Raw genomic sequence first — 16,885 nt, 5'->3', positions numbered from 1 at the left:
TTTACATTCCTCCCTGCGTAAGAACCTCAACATTTTTCGCAATATAATCAATTAAAGAAACAATGGTCAGAATCAGTGCTGCCCACATCAGGACTGTTCCGATCACATCAAATACCCCGCCCAGATCCATGATCATCACGATCACCATAAACATCTGTGAAACGGTCTTAAACTTTCCCCAGTAACTTGCCGCAATGACAATGCCATTGTCAGAAGCTACCAGACGGAATCCGCTGATAATAAATTCTCTTGCGATAATAACGATTACAAACCATGCCGTCAACTTGCCAAGCGGAATGAGACAGATCATTGCAGAACATACAAGCAACTTATCTGCAAGAGGATCCATGAATTTTCCAAAGTTTGTAACCAGACCTCTTGCTCTAGCAATCTTACCATCCAGCATATCTGTAAGACTTGCCACACAGAAAATAACAAGCGCGATCCATTTATTGGCTGCACCGCCTGCGTCCGTCAACATAAAAAAAACAAAGAAAGGTACCATGATAATTCGTAATACTGTCAGCTTATTTGGTAAATTCATTACAACAACTCTCCCATCAAATCATATTCTACTGCACCGGTCACTTTCACTCTTGCGAAATCTCCCGACATCAGTTCTTCATCTGTATTAATAAAAATCAATCCGTCAACGCCCGGCGCATCTTTGTAAGTACGTCCGACATATGCATTCTCATCTGCAACTTTTCCCTCGATCATGACAAGCACTTCTTCACCGATCATATCTTCTGCCTGTGCAAATGCAATCTCCTGCTGCAACTCCATGATCTCAGCCTGTCTGTCTTCTTTGACTTCTTCCGGTATCTGATCCGGCATCTCTGCCGCCGGTGTGTCTTCCTCCGGCGAATATGTGAATACGCCGAGCCGGTCAAATTCCATCTCGTCTACAAACGCTTTCAGCTCTTCGTGCTGCTCTTCTGTTTCTCCCGGGAAACCAGTGATCAGTGTTGTGCGAAGTGTGATGTCCGGAATTTCCCGTTTTAATTTTCCAATGATTTCTTCTAACTGTGCTTTGGAAGTTCTTCTTCCCATGCGCTTTAAGATTTCATCGTTAGCATGCTGAATCGGCAGGTCCAGATAATGACAGAGCTTCTTTTCTTCTTTCATAACCTGGATGAGATTATCATCAATCTCTTCGGGATAACAGTACAGAATACGGATCCAGCGAATTCCATCTACCTTGCACAATTCACGTAAAAGCTTATGCAGAGATTTTTCTCCGTAAATGTCTTTTCCATATAACGTTGTCTCCTGTGCCACAAGGATCAGTTCTTTTACGCCCTGTTCAGCCAGATCTTTTGCTTCCTGTATCAGCCGCTCCATCGGAACACTGCGGTAATTTCCACGAAGCTTCGGAATGATACAGTAAGTACAGTGCTTATCACAGCCTTCTGCAATCTTCATATAAGCATAATGTCCACCGGTTGTCACCAGACGCTTTGTATCGACAAGCGGAAGTGCATTCACATTTTCAAGTTCCACATGTCCGACACCCGCCAGTGCTTCTTCCACTGCTTCTACAATCTTATCATAGGCTGTTGTTCCAAGAACCGCATCAACTTCCGGAATCTCATCAATGATCTCCTGACGATATCTCTGTGCCAGGCATCCGGTTACGATCAGTGCTTTCAGACGCCCTTCCGTCTTATATTCTGCCATCTCCAGAATCGTCTGTATACTCTCTTCTTTTGCATCGTGCACAAAACAGCATGTGTTGATCACAATGATATCTGCCTGTGTCTCATCATCTACAATCTGATATCCTTTTGCATCCAGGAGGCCCAGCATAACCTCAGAATCTACCAGATTCTTATCACAGCCCAGTGAGATAAATAATATATTCATTCTTACGTCTCCTCTTACTCTTTTATCAGAATTTATCCTTCTATCAGAAGAAAGGCAGATACCATCTGGCATCTGCCTTACATACATTACCTGTCAGACTCTATTCTTCCTCGTCTTCTGCTGCAATTGTAATCTTCGCCTGATTCAGCTCGTCAATTGCGATAGAAAGTGGCTTCTCTCCCGGCTTTGTATCTACTAACGGCATAGAACCATCGATGATCTCTCTGGCTCTTTTTGCTGTTGCCATAACGATAGAGTATCGGCTGTTGACAACCTTTGTCTCGCCTTCCTCGACGTCTTTGTTTACCACTTTCATTAAATCTGTGTAAGATGGGTGTAACATACACTATTCTCCTTTCAACTCTTCTTTCATATGTTCAATAAATGTGTGATTTCTGAAACTTCTTCTATGCTCTCCCTGAATGATCTCATGCATCTGCTGCACGCATTCCTGAAGATCGTCATTGATGATCAGATAATCGTATGCATCCATGCCTTCCGCTTCCTGTGCGGCTCTGCTTAAACGACTCTCGATCACATCCTGTGTCTCTGTGCCACGTCCTTCCAGACGTCTGCGAAGCTCTGCTGCACTCGGCGGAGTTACGAACAGTAATAATGTCTCCGGGAACTTTTCTTTCACTTTTAATGCACCCTGGATTTCTATCTCAAGAATCACATCTTTCCCTGCTTCTAACTGTTCTTCCACGTATGCACGCGGTGTACCATAGTAATTCTCCACGTATTTAGCATACTCTATCAGTTCATCTTTCGCAATCATTTTTTCAAATTCTTCGATCTCATGGAAGAAATATTCCCGTCCGTCTACCTCTCCAGGTCTCGGAGTTCTCGTCGTTGCTGATACAGATAAAGCATAATTATCATACTGCTTCAGCAGTTCTTTCATTAAAGTTCCTTTACCGGAGCCGGAAAATCCGGAAACAACAATGAGTATTCCTCTCTCTTTCATTTGCTCTTCCTCACACTTCTTATTCGATATTCTGAATCTGTTCTCTGACTTTTTCAATCTCTGTCTTCAATTCGATTCCGATATTGGAAATCTCCAGATCATTCGCCTTTGACAGGATTGTATTCGCTTCCCTGTTCATCTCCTGCGCAATGAAATCCAGCTTACGTCCGATTCCACTGTCTTCTGATTCCAGAGTCTCTTTCATATGTACAACATGACTTCTCAAGCGTACCACTTCTTCATCGGTACAAATCTTATCTGCGAAGATCACAACTTCTGCTGCGATCCTGCTCTCCTCAATCTGTGTATCTTCGAGAAGTTCTTTTACTTTATTTTCCAACTTCTCACGATACTCCGCAATAATCTTCGGGGAACGCTCTTCAATCTGTTCAACCAGTGTCAGCAGATGATCCAGTTTTTCGATCAGATCTTTCTTAAGATTCTCTCCCTCCAGCGTTCTCGTCTCAACAAACTGCTTCACAGCACCGTCCAGTGCCTTCTTAAGTCCCTTCCACAGTTCCTCTTCGTCAACAGCCTGCTCTTCCATCGTAATGACTTCCGGATAACGTGAAAGCGCAGATACACGGATGTCATTCTCCAGTGAGAATTTCTCTTCCATCTGTTTAAAATAAGACAGATACTCAGTTGCCAGTGCCTCATTATATTTCAATACAACCTGTCCCTCTGAAGAATCCTCATAATTGATAAATATATCGACTTTTCCTCTGTGCACACTTTTTTTTAAATGATTACGGATAGATGTCTCGAAAAAATTTAATTTCTTCGGCATACGGATATTGGCATCCAGATATCGATGGTTCACGCTTTTCATCTCAACTGTAAATTTACGTTCTCCGTCGGTCACCTCACAACGTCCGAATCCCGTCATACTCTTTATCATAATAGAAACCTCGTTCCTGTTTTATTAACGCTCTACATATTACAGACCGTTTTCCATCGTCCATTATAAGCCATTTGGAAAACAGAGTCAACTATGATATACTATACAAATGAGCCTGAAATCAGACAGAAAGGAGCTATTTTTATGGCATTTGACGGAACAACTGTTGCAGCAGTTACAAAAGAACTTACCGAGCAGCTCTCCGGCGGGCGGATTGCCAAGATCGCACAGCCGGAAACCGATGAGCTACTCTTTACAATAAAGACACCACAAGGGCAAAAGCGCCTATATATCTCAGCCAGTGCATCTTTACCGCTTATTTATCTGACAAATGTGAATAAGCCAAGTCCGATGAATGCGCCGAATTTCTGCATGCTTCTGCGCAAACATATCGGAAACGGACGCATTACCAGGATCACACAGCCGGGACTGGAACGGATTATACAGATCCAGATCGAGCATCTGGACGATTTAGGTGATCTCTGCCAGAAGACACTGGTTGTTGAGATTATGGGCAAACATAGCAATATTATTTTCTGCGATGCAGACGGACGGATCATCGACAGTATCAAGCACATCTCCGCACAGATGAGTTCTGTACGTGAAGTATTGCCGGGCAGACCGTATTTTATTCCGGATACAATGGGTAAAAAAAACCCTCTGACGGTAGATGCTGATACTTTTATTTTCACATTAAAAGAAAAACCATGCCCGCTGGGCAAAGCGATCTATACAAGTTTCACAGGTATCAGCCCGGTAATCGCAGAAGACATCTGCTTTCTTGCCGGCATGGATTCCGGTATAACGCCAAAAGAATACGAAGACGATCTTCTGTTCCATCTGTATCGTCAGTTTTCTTATTATATAGAAGATGTAAAAGCAGGGAATTTTCACCCGGTCATCTACACAGATGGTGAGACGCCAAAAGAATTTTCTGCACTTCTGTTATCACATTTTGATACTTTTACAAAGCAGGAATACGATTCGATCAGCGAAGTACTCCATATTTACTATGCAACGAAGAACACGCTGACAAGAATCCGACAGAAAAGTGCAGACCTGCGTCACGTTGTCCAGACTGCATTAGAACGTGCACGTAAGAAATACGACCTGCAGAAAAAGCAGTTAAAAGATACTGAAAACCGGGAAAAATACAAAGTTTACGGAGAACTGATCAATACCTATGGATACAATCTTGCACCGGGTACAAAAGAACTGACAGCACTTAACTATTACACCGGCAAAGAGATCACTATTCCGCTTGATCCGGTCAAAACACCACAGGAGAATTCCCAGAAGTATTTTGCACGTTATAATAAGCAGAAACGTACTTTTGAAGCACTGTCAAAACTTCTCACAGAAACTGGTGACGATATCCACTATCTGGAATCGATTAGCAACGCTCTGGATATTGCCCGAAGCGAAGCAGATCTGGCACAAATTAAGGAAGAACTGATCGAAAGCGGTTATGTCCGCCGAAAATATACGAAAAAGAAAGTGAAATTAAAAAACAAACCAATGCACTATATCTCTTCCGATGGTTATCACATCTACGTCGGCAAAAACAATCTGCAGAACGATGAACTGACCTTCTCTTTCGCAAATGGCGGTGACTGGTGGTTCCACGCAAAAGGTGCTCCGGGTTCCCATGTCATCGTCAAAACGAATGGGGATGAACTTCCGGATCGTACTTTTGAAGAAGCCGGAAGACTTGCTGCATACTATTCCAAGAGCCGTGGCAGCGATAAAGTTGAGATTGATTATGTAGAGAAAAAACATGTAAAAAAACCAAATGGGGCCAGACCGGGATTTGTAGTTTATTACACCAACTACTCTCTCATGATCGACTCTGATATCAGCAATATAAAAGCCGTGCAGGATTAATCCCCGCACGACTTTTTCTGTCATATCTCCCATAATGTTTTCTATATTATCCCGTCCTGTGTGAAAAAACTCATATCTTCTTTTTCTTCATATATAAAACTCCCGTTATATCAGCAAGAAACCATCCGATTATAATTGCCCACCAGATCATCCGCACTCCCAGTAATGGTGCCAGTGTATACGCAAGCAACACCCGTGTTCCAAGAGAAATCACAGTCAGCACAACCGACATTTCCGGTTTCCCAGTTCCACGGTAATAAGCATACAGAAGAAACAGAAGTCCGATTCCACAGTAAAATGCGCCTTCAATCCGCAAATACTGTACACCAATCTGCAATACTTTCACTTCGGTTGCTTTCACAAAGATCAGCATCAGCGGTCTTGCAAACAAAAAGATCAGCACAGATACAATTCCACAGAAGATAAGAGATGTTTTCACTGCTGCCCGCACGCCTTCTTTCACTCGTTTTTCATCTTTTGCGCCATAATTCTGCGATGTAAAGATAGAGAACGAATTACTGAACTCCTGTGCCGGCATGTAGGCAAAGGAATCAATCTTCACTGCCGCTGCATAAGCTGCCATTACCGCAGTTCCAAAACTGTTGATCAGTCCCTGGATCATCAGGATACCGAAATTCATCACCGACTGCTGCACACTTGCGGCTAGCGAAAACCGTACCACTTCCGGCAGTACTTCTTTTGAACATGCCTCCTTCAATGAAATGCCATTTCCTATGAAGCGTAGCTCCGGCTCCTTCTTCCAAAGATAGTAGCCGATTCCGACTCCCGATATGATCTGCGCAATCACGGTCGCCCACGCAGCTCCTCCAACTCCCATTTTCCATTTCACAACAAGCAAAAGATCAAGAATAATATTCAGCATAGATGCGATTGCCAGAAAGAGAAGCGGCGTTACCGAATTTCCAACTGCTCTCAGCAAATACGCAAAAAAATTATACAAAAATACAAAGAAGATTCCCCAGAAGATCACCCATACATATTTTTTCATATATGTATAGATATCTTCCGGTATCCGCATCAGCTTAAGAATCAGGTCCATTCCTGCAAATACAGCAATATTTAAAATCACAGAAATGATTCCGATAAAGAGAAAAGATGCAAGGATCGATTCCTGCATCTTTCTTTTATCTCCTTTTCCATAGTAAAAGGAAAAAACGCTGCCGCTCCCCATACACAGTCCGATCAAGACAGATGTCAGAAATGTCATAAGCGTATATGCCGCCCCGACTGCCGCCAGCGCTCCCGCTCCCAGAAATTGTCCGACTACCCATGTATCCGCAATGTTGTAACATTGTTGCAGAAGATTTCCGACAATCATCGGTCCTGCAAATACAAGCATCGTTCTTTGTACATTTCCATGTGTCAGATCTTTTTGCATGTTATCTTGTCCCCAGGAGATAGTCAATAAACTGCTGTGCTGTTCGTCCGGATAAGCCGCCGTGGCTTAATTCCCACTTATTTGCTTCCAGAAGCAGTTCATCTTCCGGCATATCTATGCCATTCTTTTCTGCAAGAGCAAGTACGATCTCCTGAAATTCCTTCTTCGCCGGTTTTCCAAAGTAAATCGTAACGCCAAAACGGGCAACCAACGATAATTTTTCCTGCACGGTATCATTTGTATGAAGCTCTTCGTCTCTGTCTTCTTTGTCCTTGAATGTTTCACGGATCAGATGTCTGCGGTTCGATGTTGCATAGATCAGAATATTATCCGGTTTCTTCTCCAGACCGCCTTCAATGACCGCTTTCAGATATTTGTACTCAATTTCAAATTCTTCAAAAGAAAGATCATCCATGTAAATGATAAATTTATAATTCCGGTTTTTGATCTGTGCGATCACGTCATTCAGATCCTGGAACTGATGCTTGTACACTTCGATCATACGCAGTCCCTGATCATAATACTGATTCAGGATTGCCTTGATGGATGTGGATTTACCGGTTCCTGCATCTCCGAATAACAAACAGTTATTTGCACGTTTTCCTTCTACGAATGCCTTCGTATTATCAATCAGCTTCTTCTTTGCGATCTCATATCCAACCAGATCATCCAGGTGTACATGTGCAATCTTGGTGATCGGCACGATCTGTGCACTCTCATCTGTATGCTCAATCCGGAATGCTTTGTGAAGTCCCAGTTTTCCAACGCCGAATTCCTTATAAAATCCTGTTATTTTCTCTTTGAAATCCTGTGCGTCTTCTGCTTCTGCGAGGCTCTTTGCCAGATCACAGATACGGTCACGGATACGCTTGTTAAATACATTACCGTGACTGCTGTCTCCTACATATTCTTTGATCATGGATATGCAATCCACGCCAAATGCCTCTTCCATCTTTCTAAAATCATAATCAAATAATTCTTTGAATATCTCAAAATCATGCAGCGCAACCTGGTTCAGACTTCCATCGATTGCTCCTGTAATCTCACAGGAAGTACTGTATGCATTTTCATGGCTTGCCAGAAGGTATGTAAGATATGTATGCCACAGATTTCCTTCAAATCCATGACTCGCTGACAGTTCTAAAAGGTCATTCATCTGCTCAAACAGCAGACTTTTCATATCTTCTGTATTATAATAATCGTTATCATAGTTTTCCATCAGGAACGTCATATCCGTCAGGATCTGACCGTCTTCCATATGTTTGTAAAGCATTAATTCTTTTGTTCTCATCTTCTTGCTCCTTGCTTATCTCCTGTCACTTACACTTTTATTCGCTCTTACTATCCTGTACATTGCAGAAATTATATATACTGAAACTAATAATTTCCAAGGATCCTCATATTACGGCTTTCCTCTCTCAGTCCGCGGATTGCATTTTTCACAGCCGGATCTGCCATATTTCCTTCAAAATCAATAAAGAAACGATACTCCCAGTTTTTTCCCTCAATCGGGCGGGATTCAATCCGTGTCATATTCAGATCATTGTAAATGAAATGCGACAGCAGTCTGTACAGCGAACCGCTCTCATGTGGCAGTTCCAGGCAGATGCTGATCTTCTGTGCGTGCTTTAAAAATACTTTCTGGTTTGTAACCACAATAAAGCGTGTACAGTTTGTCTGATCATCATTGATATTCTCTTCTAATATTTCTAATCCGTGTACCTCTGCCGCATAAGCACTGCATACAGCTGCCTGTGCCTGATCTTTGTCATCCCGTATCTTACGCGCCGCAATCGCTGTATTCGCCACACTGATCTGCTGCCAGTCGCTGTGGTCATCCAAAAAATGTGATGCCTGCATCAACGCAACGCCTTTGGAATACACACGTTCAATATCTGTAAGTTTTGCTCCCGGAACTCCGGACAGTGTATGAATGATCGGAATGATTGTCTCACCTACGATATAATTTTCAAACTCAACAAGCAGATCGTACATCTCATCTACGGAGCCGGCTGTTGAATTCTCAATTGGCAGCACGGCATAATCTGCTGCCCCATCTTCGATCGCTTCCATTGCTTCACGGAATGTCCGCACATAAAAACTATTGCAATTTTCACCAAAATAATCTTTTGTAGCTGCCTGACTGTATGCACCTTCTGTTCCCGGAAATACGATTCTTGCATTTTTCGCATCCAGGGATTCCATCTCAATAAACGGAAGTCTCCCAAGTGCTCCTGCCTTTACAAGCTGCTGGTACTGTAATTTACGGCTCATGGACATTAACTGCTCATACAATTCACGTACACCTTTTTTATTAAATTCAGAAGAAGCTTTCTCTGACACTGCCTGTAATTTATTCTTCTCTCTCTGGCGGTCCAGAACCTTCTTCCCATTCTTGATCTTATACTCGCCGACCTGTGCACATACTTTCATACGTTCTTCGTACAGGCGGACCATCTGATCATCTATCTCATCTAACTGCAATCTCAATTCTTCTAATGATGCCATCGTCTGTTCTCCTCGCTTTTTTACATAAACCGTCAATTATTATAATACATTTTGCGTATAAAATCTACATTTCCTCCTTATACTATCTTCCATGAAGCGAAAATTTCTCCAATGCGGAATGTTCGGCTGGTGTATCGAAATTCTCTATACCGGTCTTCGTTCCCTGAAAAAAGACAACCACACATTAACCGGACACACTTCCATCTGGATGTTCCCCATCTACGGAATGGCATGCCTGTTCTCTCCTATCTGCCGACGGATCCAGCATTTTCCTGCCTTTGTACGTGGGTGCTTTTACACCGTCTGTATTTTCTTTACAGAATATACGACCGGAAGCCTCCTCAGGCACTTCCATGCATGTCCGTGGAATTACAGCCATGCACGCTTCCAGATCCGCGGACTAATCCGGCTGGACTATGCACCATTATGGTTTTTCACCGGATTATTCTTTGAAAAAATTCTCTGCAGACATTGAAAAACCTTTTTATTTATTATATGATGTATGAAAGATTTTCAATAGATTTGAAAATAACAGGAGGTTTTTTATGAGACATTTGATTAGTCCACTGGATTTTTCTGTGGGAGAACTTGATAAACTGATGGATTTGGCGAACGATATTGAAGCCACCCCGGAGAAATACGCACATGCCTGTGCAGGCAAGACACTGGCAACTTTATTTTATGAACCTAGTACACGTACCCGTTTAAGTCATGAAGCAGCGATGTATAATCTTGGCGGTAATGTTCTAGGTTTTTCTTCTGCTAATTCAAGCTCTGCCACAAAAGGCGAAAGCGTTTCCGATACACTCCGCATGATATCTTGCTATGCAGATATCTGTGCAATGCGCCATCCAAAAGAAGGTGCCGCAACTGTTGCATGCAAACATTCCGGTATCCCGGTTATCAATGCCGGGGACGGCGGACACCAGCATCCGACCCAGACTTTAGCTGATCTTCTTACAATCCGTTCTTTAAAAGGACATCTGGATAATATGACGATCGGTCTCTGCGGCGATCTGAAATTCGGACGTACTGTACACTCTCTGATCCATGCATTAGTAAGATATCCAGGTATCCGTTTTGTACTTATTTCCCCGGAAGAATTAAAACTTCCAGGCTACATCCGTTCCGATGTATTGGATAAGAAGAATATCCCTTACGAGGAAGTAGAACGTCTGGAAGATGCACTTCCAAAACTGGATCTTCTCTACATGACACGTGTACAGAAAGAACGTTTCTTCAACGAAGAAGATTATGTACGCATGAAAGACTTTTATATTCTGGATGCCGCTAAGATGAAGCTTGCCCCGGAAGATATGTATGTCCTTCATCCTCTTCCAAGAGTAAATGAAATCTCCGTAGAAGTAGATGATGATCCGAGAGCCGCTTATTTCAAACAGGCACAGTACGGTGTTTATATCCGTATGGCTCTGATCCTTACATTGTTAGAGATTGAAGTATAAGAAGGGAGCATACATAATCATGTTAAATAATACATTAAGTGTTGGAAAAATCGAAGAAGGTTTTGTTCTGGATCATATTCAGGCAGGACGAAGCATGGATATTTATAAATATCTGCACCTGGACAAACTGGACTGTTGTGTCGCTATTATCAAAAATGCGAAAAGCAGTAAGATGGGCAAGAAAGATATTATGAAGATCGAGTGTCCGATCGACTTTATGGATCTGGATATTCTCGGATTCATCGATCATAATATTACAGTAAATATTATTAAAGACTCACAAATCGTAGACAAGAAAGCACTTCATCTTCCGAAGAAGATCACAAATGTGATCCGCTGTAAAAATCCGCGCTGCATTACTTCTATCGAGCAGGGACTGGATCATGTCTTCGTACTGACTGATCCAGAAAAAGAAGTATACCGCTGTCTCTACTGCGAAGAGAAATATCACGGACGCGGTTAATTTAACACAAGTAAAGCTGACATTAATAGCTTATTTGAATCATTCTGGCACAGCGACGAAACACGCTTTGCGAGTTTTGTTCGCTGATTAGCGGTTGTCAATGCTATCATCAAGCATGACGCGTTTTCCTCGTCGCCATAACATAAAAAGCAGCTCATATCGAGCTGCTTTTTATTATGATGACAAACTAAAATCCAAATCAGCTTGGAACGGATAGCATCATCTATAATACATTTTTCAAATCGTTTCATAAATATATGCAAGCAAAACGATAAGCCGAGTTATGTCGTTGGGTAATCATCTTTCTAGACCTGCCGTTACCGGCAGGTTCAAGCGACCTACCTAAGACGTGACGGGCCGCCACATCGTCTTTATCCGGTCTTGCTTCGGATGGGGTTTACATCTGCCTTCGCTGTTACCAGAGAAGCGGTAGTCTCTTAAACTGCCATTCCACCCTTACCTGCATGCACAGGCGGTATATTTCTGTTGCACTTGCCTTGGAGTCACCTCCACCGGACGTTATCCGGCATCCTGCCCTGTGAAGCCCGGACTTTCCTCGCCTGTCCCCTTTCGGTCCTGACAGCCGCGATTACCTGTCTTACTTGCAATTTAATAAATATAACACATATCTTTCAGAACTGCAATATCAATTTTTCTTTGTTTTACTTACACTTCTATATCTACTGGATCGTATCATCAATCAGGTCATTTCCATCTGCCGCAGTTGTGGCAAGTGTGTCGCACCGTTCATTCTGCGGGTGTCCGTCATGTCCCTTCACCCAGATAAATGTAACCTGGTGAGGTTCTTTTGCTTTCAACAGACGTTTCCAGAGATCTGCATTCTTCACCGGCTCATTCTTGCCGCGCTTCCATCCCTTCTTCAGCCAGCTGTCAATCCAATGCTGGTTAAAAGCATCTACAACATACTTGGAATCCGAATATAATTCCACCTCGCACGGTCTGTTTAACGCTTCCAGTGCCACGATCACTGCCATTAATTCCATCCGGTTATTCGTTGTCTTTTTATATCCCTGTGACAGTTCTTTCGTATGCAGTGTTCCTTTCGGATCTACATACTCAAGCACTGCTCCATATCCTCCCGGTCCGTCCGGGTTTCCCCTCGCCGCACCGTCTGTATATATCTTTACCTGCATATGATTCCTAATTCTCTTTCTGACCTAATTCTGCTGCATGAACGATTTCTGGAAGAATATATTCCAGAGACTCTTTGGCTGCACCTGCTTTTCCCGGAAGGTTCACGATCAGTGTATTACCTCTGAATCCGGCAACACCACGGTTTAACATAGAACGTTTTGTCAGATGCATCAAGTGCATACGGATTGCTTCCGGAATCCCCGGTACTGGTCTGTCAAGAATCTCTGTTGTTGCTTCCGGTGTAACATCTCCCGCTGCGCATCCGGCTCCGCCTGTTGTCAAGATAATGTCTGCCATATTACCATCTGCCATTCTCTGCATAACTGTAGATAATACCTTCTTATCTACAGGAAGTGCTTTTGCAAAGATCACATGCTGTCCTGCTTCTTCCACAATCTTGCGGATAACCTTTCCGCCTTTATCTTCTTCCTGTTCTTTATATACCTGCGTATTTGCAGTTAAAATTGCTACTTTCATATCGTACCTCCATAAAACCTCTTTCTGTTGTCCATATAGTAGAATTTTAACGCTTTTGATACAAGAATGCAATCCTTAAATTATAATACAGACCATTCCGCCATTGCTGTCATTTACGATCTTCTTCATTGTATCCTGTAGTTTTTCCTGACTCTTTTCGTTGATCGCCGCCATTTTCCCGCGCATGCCGTCCATTACGAGCTCTTCTACTGATTTTCCGAAAATATTTGTCTCCCAGATGCCTTCTTTTTCTTCAGACTGCTCTTTCAGATATTTCAGAAGATCCTGTGCCTGCTGCTCATTTCCAACGATCGGCGCGATCTCCGTCTCCACATTGGCTCGGATCAGATGGATCGATGGCGCCTGCGTGTGGATCTTTACACCGAATTTATTTCCCTGCCGGATCAGTTCCGGCTCATCCAGTTCGATTTCTTCTTTCCTTGGACTCACCATGCCATACCCACGCATCCGTACAGACGCAAGCGCATCCCGGATTCCTTCATATTCTTCTTTCAGCTTCGTAAGCTTTCGCATTGCATCGATCAGTTCATACTGACCACGGATCGGTGTTCCTGTAAGAGACGTCATCCACTCATAATAATAACTCTCGCCAACGTCGATCTGTATTTGTATGCGGCCTGTGTCTGTCTCAATATTCCGTATATGTACACGATCTATGTAACTGCTGTCCCATTCCGGCACTTTTCCTGCCACGTCCTGTATCCGACCGTACATATCAAGAATTTTTCGGACATAGCTGATTACTTCTTTCCGGATCTCATGATCCGCCGGCAACATCTCCACCCATTTCGGGACAAAAAATTCGATTTCTGAAACTGGAAATTCATAGAGAACTGTCTCCATGATTTTTGTAATATCCTCCGGTTTTAACTTTTCACAGTTCACAGTCAGCGCACGGACACCATAAGTTTCTTCCAGCCACTCGGCTGTTTCCTGCGCCTCTTTTGCATATGGTTTCTTTGAATTTACCAATACAACAAACGGCTTGCCAATGTTCTGTAATTCCATGATCGTCTTTCGTTCTGCTTCCAGATATGCCTCTCTATCTATTTCTGTGATTGTTCCATCTGTTGTTACTACAATCCCGATCGTCGCATGCTCATGGATCACTTTTCTTGTGCCCACTTCCGCTGCATGTGTAAACGGGATCTCTTCTTCAAACCAGGGAGTCTTCACCATCCGTTGTGCATTTTCTTCCAGATGCCCCGTTGCCCCGTTTACCATATAGCCTACACAGTCGATCAGCCGGAGTTTCAGGTTCAGGTCTTCCTGCAAATGAATGACTGCCGCTTCCTTTGGAACGAATTTCGGTTCGGTTGTCATAATTGTTTTTCCGGAACCGGACTGTGGCAATTCATCTCTTGTCCGTGCCTTTGCATGCTCATCCTCCATATAAGGCAGCACCAGCACATCCATAAATCTCTTGATAAATGTAGATTTTCCGGTCCGCACAGGTCCGACCACACCTATATAGATTTCTCCGTTCGTTCTTGCTTTTATATCCTCGTACATCTGAAACGTGTCCATATGAATACCCCCTTGTTATGCTGATAACAGTTTATGCCGCCAACACATCCGTTTAGAACACGTTTCTCTTTGTTTTTTTGTTTTCACAGTCCCTGATAAACAAGCTGGCTGTGTTGTTTTAATGCAAGATCGCAGATCCCGATCCATCCTTCCATCTCTTCTATAACTTCCCGTCTTGTCACCGGTACTTCCCGGTAACAGATATCCGAATCTTCCTGTATCGTCAGGCAGAAATTTTCCGGCGACGCAAGAAACAATGCCTTCCACGGTCGTATGATCTCCAGTATCCGCTCTACTTCCATTTCCGTGATTACAGCGAATCCCTCGTCCGGGAATCCTTCCAGCTCGATCTGGTCATTCCAGCTTGTATGAATCCATCTCATACTATCCTGAATATACCGCATCAGGTGATCCGATACAAAAATATACTCTTGTTCCGACGGAATCAATAATTCTTCTTTCATTCCCCTTACTATAAATTGATGTGCTAAAGCCATAAATTTACTCCCCCATCTGTTTTTGTTTTAAACATAGCACATTCATTTCCTGAAAGTATTCGTTTTTTCCACCTGTTTATCGACCTTTATCGACCTTGCACGGATGACTCCTGCACTTTTCTTGCCAGTGTATGAATGACGGTTCCGTTTGTCGGCCGTCCTGTCTTATACTCGATCATCCCACTGCCAAAGTCATCCAGTCTCTGTAAATTTCCTCTCGTCCAGACTTTTTCAATTGTTGTCCTTATATTCCTCTCTACATTTGCTGCATTCGTGCTGTATTTTTCCGCCACAGCCGGATACAGTTCTTTTGTAATGCTGATCTGTCGTTTTTGTTTCTGGATAAAATAAAAGATCCCCTCTTCCAGATAAATCGTGCCACAGGCACTGGATGGGAATCCTAATCCTTGTAATTCTTTTCTGATACTCTGTCTGTAATCTTCCCGGATAATAAAGCCATTTTCTTTGTCCGTTCTTATTTGAAAGTTTCCTTCCAGGAAGCAATTTCTTTCTCCGTACTGCAGTTCCAGTTTCAGGTTTACATTGATACTTTTTCCTCTACTCTCGTCCATAAGTTCCCCTATGATACTTCAGCCAGCCGTTTTCAACCACTGCTATTAACTTAACTCTATTATATCGGTATTTTTCTCTGTTTTCTACAGAGTATTTACATATATTGTTGCGAAGAGCCACTTGACACATACAATCAAGTGGCTCTTCGCAACAAATGTCATATTTATATTTTTACCATTTTAATGTCATATGTTCTGTTTTGCTGTCACGTAGCATCAGTTCATCTACTGCTTCTCTCGGATCTTTTCCTTCAAACAGCACTTCATTCACTTTATTAACGATTGGAAGTGCCACATCGTATTTCTTTCCAAGCTTTGCAGCAGCTTTCGCTGAGTATACACCTTCAACTACCATCTTCACTTCATCCATCGCTTCCTGCATGGACATTCCCTGGCCCATCAGATAGCCCGCCTTACGGTTACGGCTGTGTACACTGGCACAGGTTACGATCAGATCACCGATTCCGGTAAGGCCTGTAAAACTCTCGATACTTCCGCCCATTTTTACACCAAGCCGGGCAATCTCAGCAATTCCTCTTGTAATAAGCGCAGCTTTTGTATTATCGCCATAGCCAAGTCCATCTGCAATACCTGCAGCCAGAGCGATTACATTTTTCAGAGAACCTCCCAGCTCCATACCCAGCATATCCGGACTGATATACACACGGAATACTTTATTCATAAACTTATCCTGCAGATAAGCGGCTGTCTCTTCTGTCTTTGCCCCGATTACGACTGCTGTCGGAAGTCCGCGTCCAACTTCTTCTGCATGACTCGGTCCGGATAAAACTGCCACATCCGCCTGCGGGATTTCTTCCTCGATCTGCTGTGACAGCGTCATCAGCGTATCTTCCTCAATACCCTTTGCAACATCGACAATAATCTGTCCATCTGCAACATACGGTTTCATACTCCGTGCCGTGCTTCTTGTAAATTTAGACGGAACCGCAAGAACAAGAAAATCTTTTCCTTTGATCGCAGACTCCATATCGGAAGTAAAGATCATATCCTCCGGAATCTTAACACCCGGAAGTTTTGATTCATGTTCTCTCTTTTCCGAAAGCATCTGCACTTCCTCTTCACTGATCGACCATACTGTCACTTCATGTCCGTTGGAATGAAGCAAAAGTGCCAGTGCAGTTCCCCAACTTCCGGCTCCCATAATACCTACTTTTACCATAATAC

18 protein-coding genes and 1 other RNA gene are annotated in these 16,885 nt (G+C 43.0%); 4 read left to right on the top strand and 15 right to left on the bottom strand.

Annotated elements, in window-relative coordinates:
* Position 1 precedes the first annotated feature (1 nt).
* The 5 genes from pgsA to H8S07_RS05215 all read right to left on the bottom strand — a co-directional run bounded on the left by pgsA (position 2) and on the right by H8S07_RS05215 (position 3,734).
* Entirely contained in the window at positions 2-544 is a 543-nt protein-coding gene (pgsA, locus tag H8S07_RS05235) for a CDP-diacylglycerol--glycerol-3-phosphate 3-phosphatidyltransferase (protein WP_021860659.1), read from the bottom strand.
* On the bottom strand, positions 544-1,866 hold the full coding sequence (rimO, locus tag H8S07_RS05230; RefSeq protein ID WP_186855584.1) for a 30S ribosomal protein S12 methylthiotransferase RimO: 1,323 nt from the start codon (positions 1,864-1,866) through the stop codon (positions 544-546). The genes pgsA and rimO overlap by 1 nt, the downstream gene beginning before the upstream one ends.
* A gap of 100 nt (positions 1,867-1,966) precedes the next feature.
* Positions 1,967-2,209 (bottom strand): DNA-directed RNA polymerase subunit omega, encoded by a 243-nt coding sequence (gene rpoZ, locus H8S07_RS05225; protein WP_021860661.1) that lies wholly within the window; start codon positions 2,207-2,209, stop codon positions 1,967-1,969.
* Between the two features lie 3 nt (positions 2,210-2,212).
* Positions 2,213-2,833 (bottom strand): guanylate kinase, encoded by a 621-nt coding sequence (gene gmk / locus H8S07_RS05220; RefSeq protein WP_021860662.1) that lies wholly within the window; start codon positions 2,831-2,833, stop codon positions 2,213-2,215.
* Positions 2,834-2,852: 19 nt separating this feature from the next.
* Positions 2,853-3,734 carry a YicC/YloC family endoribonuclease gene (locus H8S07_RS05215; protein ID WP_118519244.1) on the bottom strand — a complete coding sequence of 294 codons (882 nt, stop codon included), beginning with the start codon at positions 3,732-3,734 and terminating at the stop codon, positions 2,853-2,855.
* Positions 3,735-3,878: 144 nt separating this feature from the next.
* Between H8S07_RS05215 and H8S07_RS05210 the strand changes: the two genes are divergently transcribed.
* Positions 3,879-5,618: an Rqc2 family fibronectin-binding protein gene (locus tag H8S07_RS05210; protein ID WP_186855583.1), complete on the top strand. Its 1,740-nt coding sequence runs from the start codon at positions 3,879-3,881 to the stop codon at positions 5,616-5,618.
* A gap of 70 nt (positions 5,619-5,688) precedes the next feature.
* Here the strand turns inward: H8S07_RS05210 and H8S07_RS05205 are convergent, their stop codons facing one another.
* The 3 genes from H8S07_RS05205 to pheA all read right to left on the bottom strand — a co-directional run bounded on the left by H8S07_RS05205 (position 5,689) and on the right by pheA (position 9,525).
* Positions 5,689-7,017: an MATE family efflux transporter gene (locus H8S07_RS05205; RefSeq protein WP_186855582.1), complete on the bottom strand. Its 1,329-nt coding sequence runs from the start codon at positions 7,015-7,017 to the stop codon at positions 5,689-5,691.
* Position 7,018: 1 nt separating this feature from the next.
* On the bottom strand, positions 7,019-8,308 hold the full coding sequence (locus tag H8S07_RS05200) for an ATP-binding protein (protein ID WP_186855581.1): 1,290 nt from the start codon (positions 8,306-8,308) through the stop codon (positions 7,019-7,021).
* 86 nt (positions 8,309-8,394) lie between these two features.
* Positions 8,395-9,525: a prephenate dehydratase gene (gene pheA / locus H8S07_RS05195; RefSeq protein ID WP_021860667.1), complete on the bottom strand. Its 1,131-nt coding sequence runs from the start codon at positions 9,523-9,525 to the stop codon at positions 8,395-8,397.
* 91 nt (positions 9,526-9,616) lie between these two features.
* Between pheA and H8S07_RS14905 the strand changes: the two genes are divergently transcribed.
* The 3 genes from H8S07_RS14905 (at position 9,617) to H8S07_RS05180 (ending at position 11,451) form a co-directional block, all read left to right on the top strand.
* On the top strand, positions 9,617-10,000 hold the full coding sequence (locus tag H8S07_RS14905; protein WP_117537315.1) for a putative ABC transporter permease: 384 nt from the start codon (positions 9,617-9,619) through the stop codon (positions 9,998-10,000).
* 70 nt (positions 10,001-10,070) lie between these two features.
* Positions 10,071-10,988 carry an aspartate carbamoyltransferase gene (pyrB, locus tag H8S07_RS05185; protein WP_186855580.1) on the top strand — a complete coding sequence of 306 codons (918 nt, stop codon included), beginning with the start codon at positions 10,071-10,073 and terminating at the stop codon, positions 10,986-10,988.
* 19 nt (positions 10,989-11,007) lie between these two features.
* The gene (locus H8S07_RS05180; protein WP_186855579.1) at positions 11,008-11,451 is read left to right on the top strand and encodes an aspartate carbamoyltransferase regulatory subunit; all 444 of its coding nucleotides are present in this window, start codon (positions 11,008-11,010) and stop codon (positions 11,449-11,451) included.
* A 256-nt stretch (positions 11,452-11,707) separates the two neighbouring features.
* Here the strand turns inward: H8S07_RS05180 and rnpB are convergent.
* The 7 genes from rnpB to H8S07_RS05145 all read right to left on the bottom strand — a co-directional run bounded on the left by rnpB (position 11,708) and on the right by H8S07_RS05145 (position 16,880).
* An RNA gene (gene rnpB, locus H8S07_RS05175) (RNase P RNA component class A) lies at positions 11,708-12,056 on the bottom strand.
* 75 nt (positions 12,057-12,131) lie between these two features.
* The gene (gene rnhA / locus H8S07_RS05170; protein ID WP_021860670.1) at positions 12,132-12,605 is read right to left on the bottom strand and encodes a ribonuclease HI; all 474 of its coding nucleotides are present in this window, start codon (positions 12,603-12,605) and stop codon (positions 12,132-12,134) included.
* A gap of 7 nt (positions 12,606-12,612) precedes the next feature.
* The gene (locus tag H8S07_RS05165; protein WP_021860671.1) at positions 12,613-13,083 is read right to left on the bottom strand and encodes a MogA/MoaB family molybdenum cofactor biosynthesis protein; all 471 of its coding nucleotides are present in this window, start codon (positions 13,081-13,083) and stop codon (positions 12,613-12,615) included.
* A gap of 75 nt (positions 13,084-13,158) precedes the next feature.
* Entirely contained in the window at positions 13,159-14,631 is a 1,473-nt protein-coding gene (spoIVA, locus tag H8S07_RS05160; protein WP_186855578.1) for a stage IV sporulation protein A, read from the bottom strand.
* An 83-nt stretch (positions 14,632-14,714) separates the two neighbouring features.
* Positions 14,715-15,128, bottom strand: a complete 414-nt coding sequence (locus tag H8S07_RS05155) for a hypothetical protein (RefSeq protein WP_021860673.1) — start codon at positions 15,126-15,128, stop codon at positions 14,715-14,717.
* A gap of 86 nt (positions 15,129-15,214) precedes the next feature.
* Positions 15,215-15,700 carry a sporulation initiation factor Spo0A C-terminal domain-containing protein gene (locus H8S07_RS05150; RefSeq protein WP_021860674.1) on the bottom strand — a complete coding sequence of 162 codons (486 nt, stop codon included), beginning with the start codon at positions 15,698-15,700 and terminating at the stop codon, positions 15,215-15,217.
* A gap of 172 nt (positions 15,701-15,872) precedes the next feature.
* Positions 15,873-16,880 carry an NAD(P)H-dependent glycerol-3-phosphate dehydrogenase gene (locus H8S07_RS05145; RefSeq protein ID WP_021860675.1) on the bottom strand — a complete coding sequence of 336 codons (1,008 nt, stop codon included), beginning with the start codon at positions 16,878-16,880 and terminating at the stop codon, positions 15,873-15,875.
* Positions 16,881-16,885: the final 5 nt, after the last annotated feature.

Origin of the sequence: Dorea hominis (assembly GCF_014287705.1) — a bacterium.
Lineage (GTDB): Bacteria > Bacillota > Clostridia > Lachnospirales > Lachnospiraceae > Dorea_D > Dorea_D hominis.
The sequence above is the reverse complement of the archived record's forward strand: the minus strand, read 5'-3'. Positions and strand labels throughout refer to the sequence as shown.

Bases quoted from the DNA above. Each gene is read 5' to 3' on its own strand.
- pgsA (WP_021860659.1), bottom strand. From the start codon at position 544: ATGAATTTACCAAATAAGCTGACAGTATTACGAATTATCATGGTACCT.
- rimO (WP_186855584.1), bottom strand. From the start codon at position 1,866: ATGAATATATTATTTATCTCACTGGGCTGTGATAAGAATCTGGTAGAT.
- rpoZ (WP_021860661.1), bottom strand. From the start codon at position 2,209: ATGTTACACCCATCTTACACAGATTTAATGAAAGTGGTAAACAAAGAC.
- gmk (WP_021860662.1), bottom strand. From the start codon at position 2,833: ATGAAAGAGAGAGGAATACTCATTGTTGTTTCCGGATTTTCCGGCTCC.
- H8S07_RS05215 (WP_118519244.1), bottom strand. From the start codon at position 3,734: ATGATAAAGAGTATGACGGGATTCGGACGTTGTGAGGTGACCGACGGA.
- H8S07_RS05210 (WP_186855583.1), top strand. From the start codon at position 3,879: ATGGCATTTGACGGAACAACTGTTGCAGCAGTTACAAAAGAACTTACC.
- H8S07_RS05205 (WP_186855582.1), bottom strand. From the start codon at position 7,017: ATGCAAAAAGATCTGACACATGGAAATGTACAAAGAACGATGCTTGTA.
- H8S07_RS05200 (WP_186855581.1), bottom strand. From the start codon at position 8,308: ATGAGAACAAAAGAATTAATGCTTTACAAACATATGGAAGACGGTCAG.
- pheA (WP_021860667.1), bottom strand. From the start codon at position 9,525: ATGGCATCATTAGAAGAATTGAGATTGCAGTTAGATGAGATAGATGAT.
- H8S07_RS14905 (WP_117537315.1), top strand. From the start codon at position 9,617: ATGAAGCGAAAATTTCTCCAATGCGGAATGTTCGGCTGGTGTATCGAA.
- pyrB (WP_186855580.1), top strand. From the start codon at position 10,071: ATGAGACATTTGATTAGTCCACTGGATTTTTCTGTGGGAGAACTTGAT.
- H8S07_RS05180 (WP_186855579.1), top strand. From the start codon at position 11,008: ATGTTAAATAATACATTAAGTGTTGGAAAAATCGAAGAAGGTTTTGTT.
- rnhA (WP_021860670.1), bottom strand. From the start codon at position 12,605: ATGCAGGTAAAGATATATACAGACGGTGCGGCGAGGGGAAACCCGGAC.
- H8S07_RS05165 (WP_021860671.1), bottom strand. From the start codon at position 13,083: ATGAAAGTAGCAATTTTAACTGCAAATACGCAGGTATATAAAGAACAG.
- spoIVA (WP_186855578.1), bottom strand. From the start codon at position 14,631: ATGGACACGTTTCAGATGTACGAGGATATAAAAGCAAGAACGAACGGA.
- H8S07_RS05155 (WP_021860673.1), bottom strand. From the start codon at position 15,128: ATGGCTTTAGCACATCAATTTATAGTAAGGGGAATGAAAGAAGAATTA.
- H8S07_RS05150 (WP_021860674.1), bottom strand. From the start codon at position 15,700: ATGGACGAGAGTAGAGGAAAAAGTATCAATGTAAACCTGAAACTGGAA.
- H8S07_RS05145 (WP_021860675.1), bottom strand. From the start codon at position 16,880: ATGGTAAAAGTAGGTATTATGGGAGCCGGAAGTTGGGGAACTGCACTG.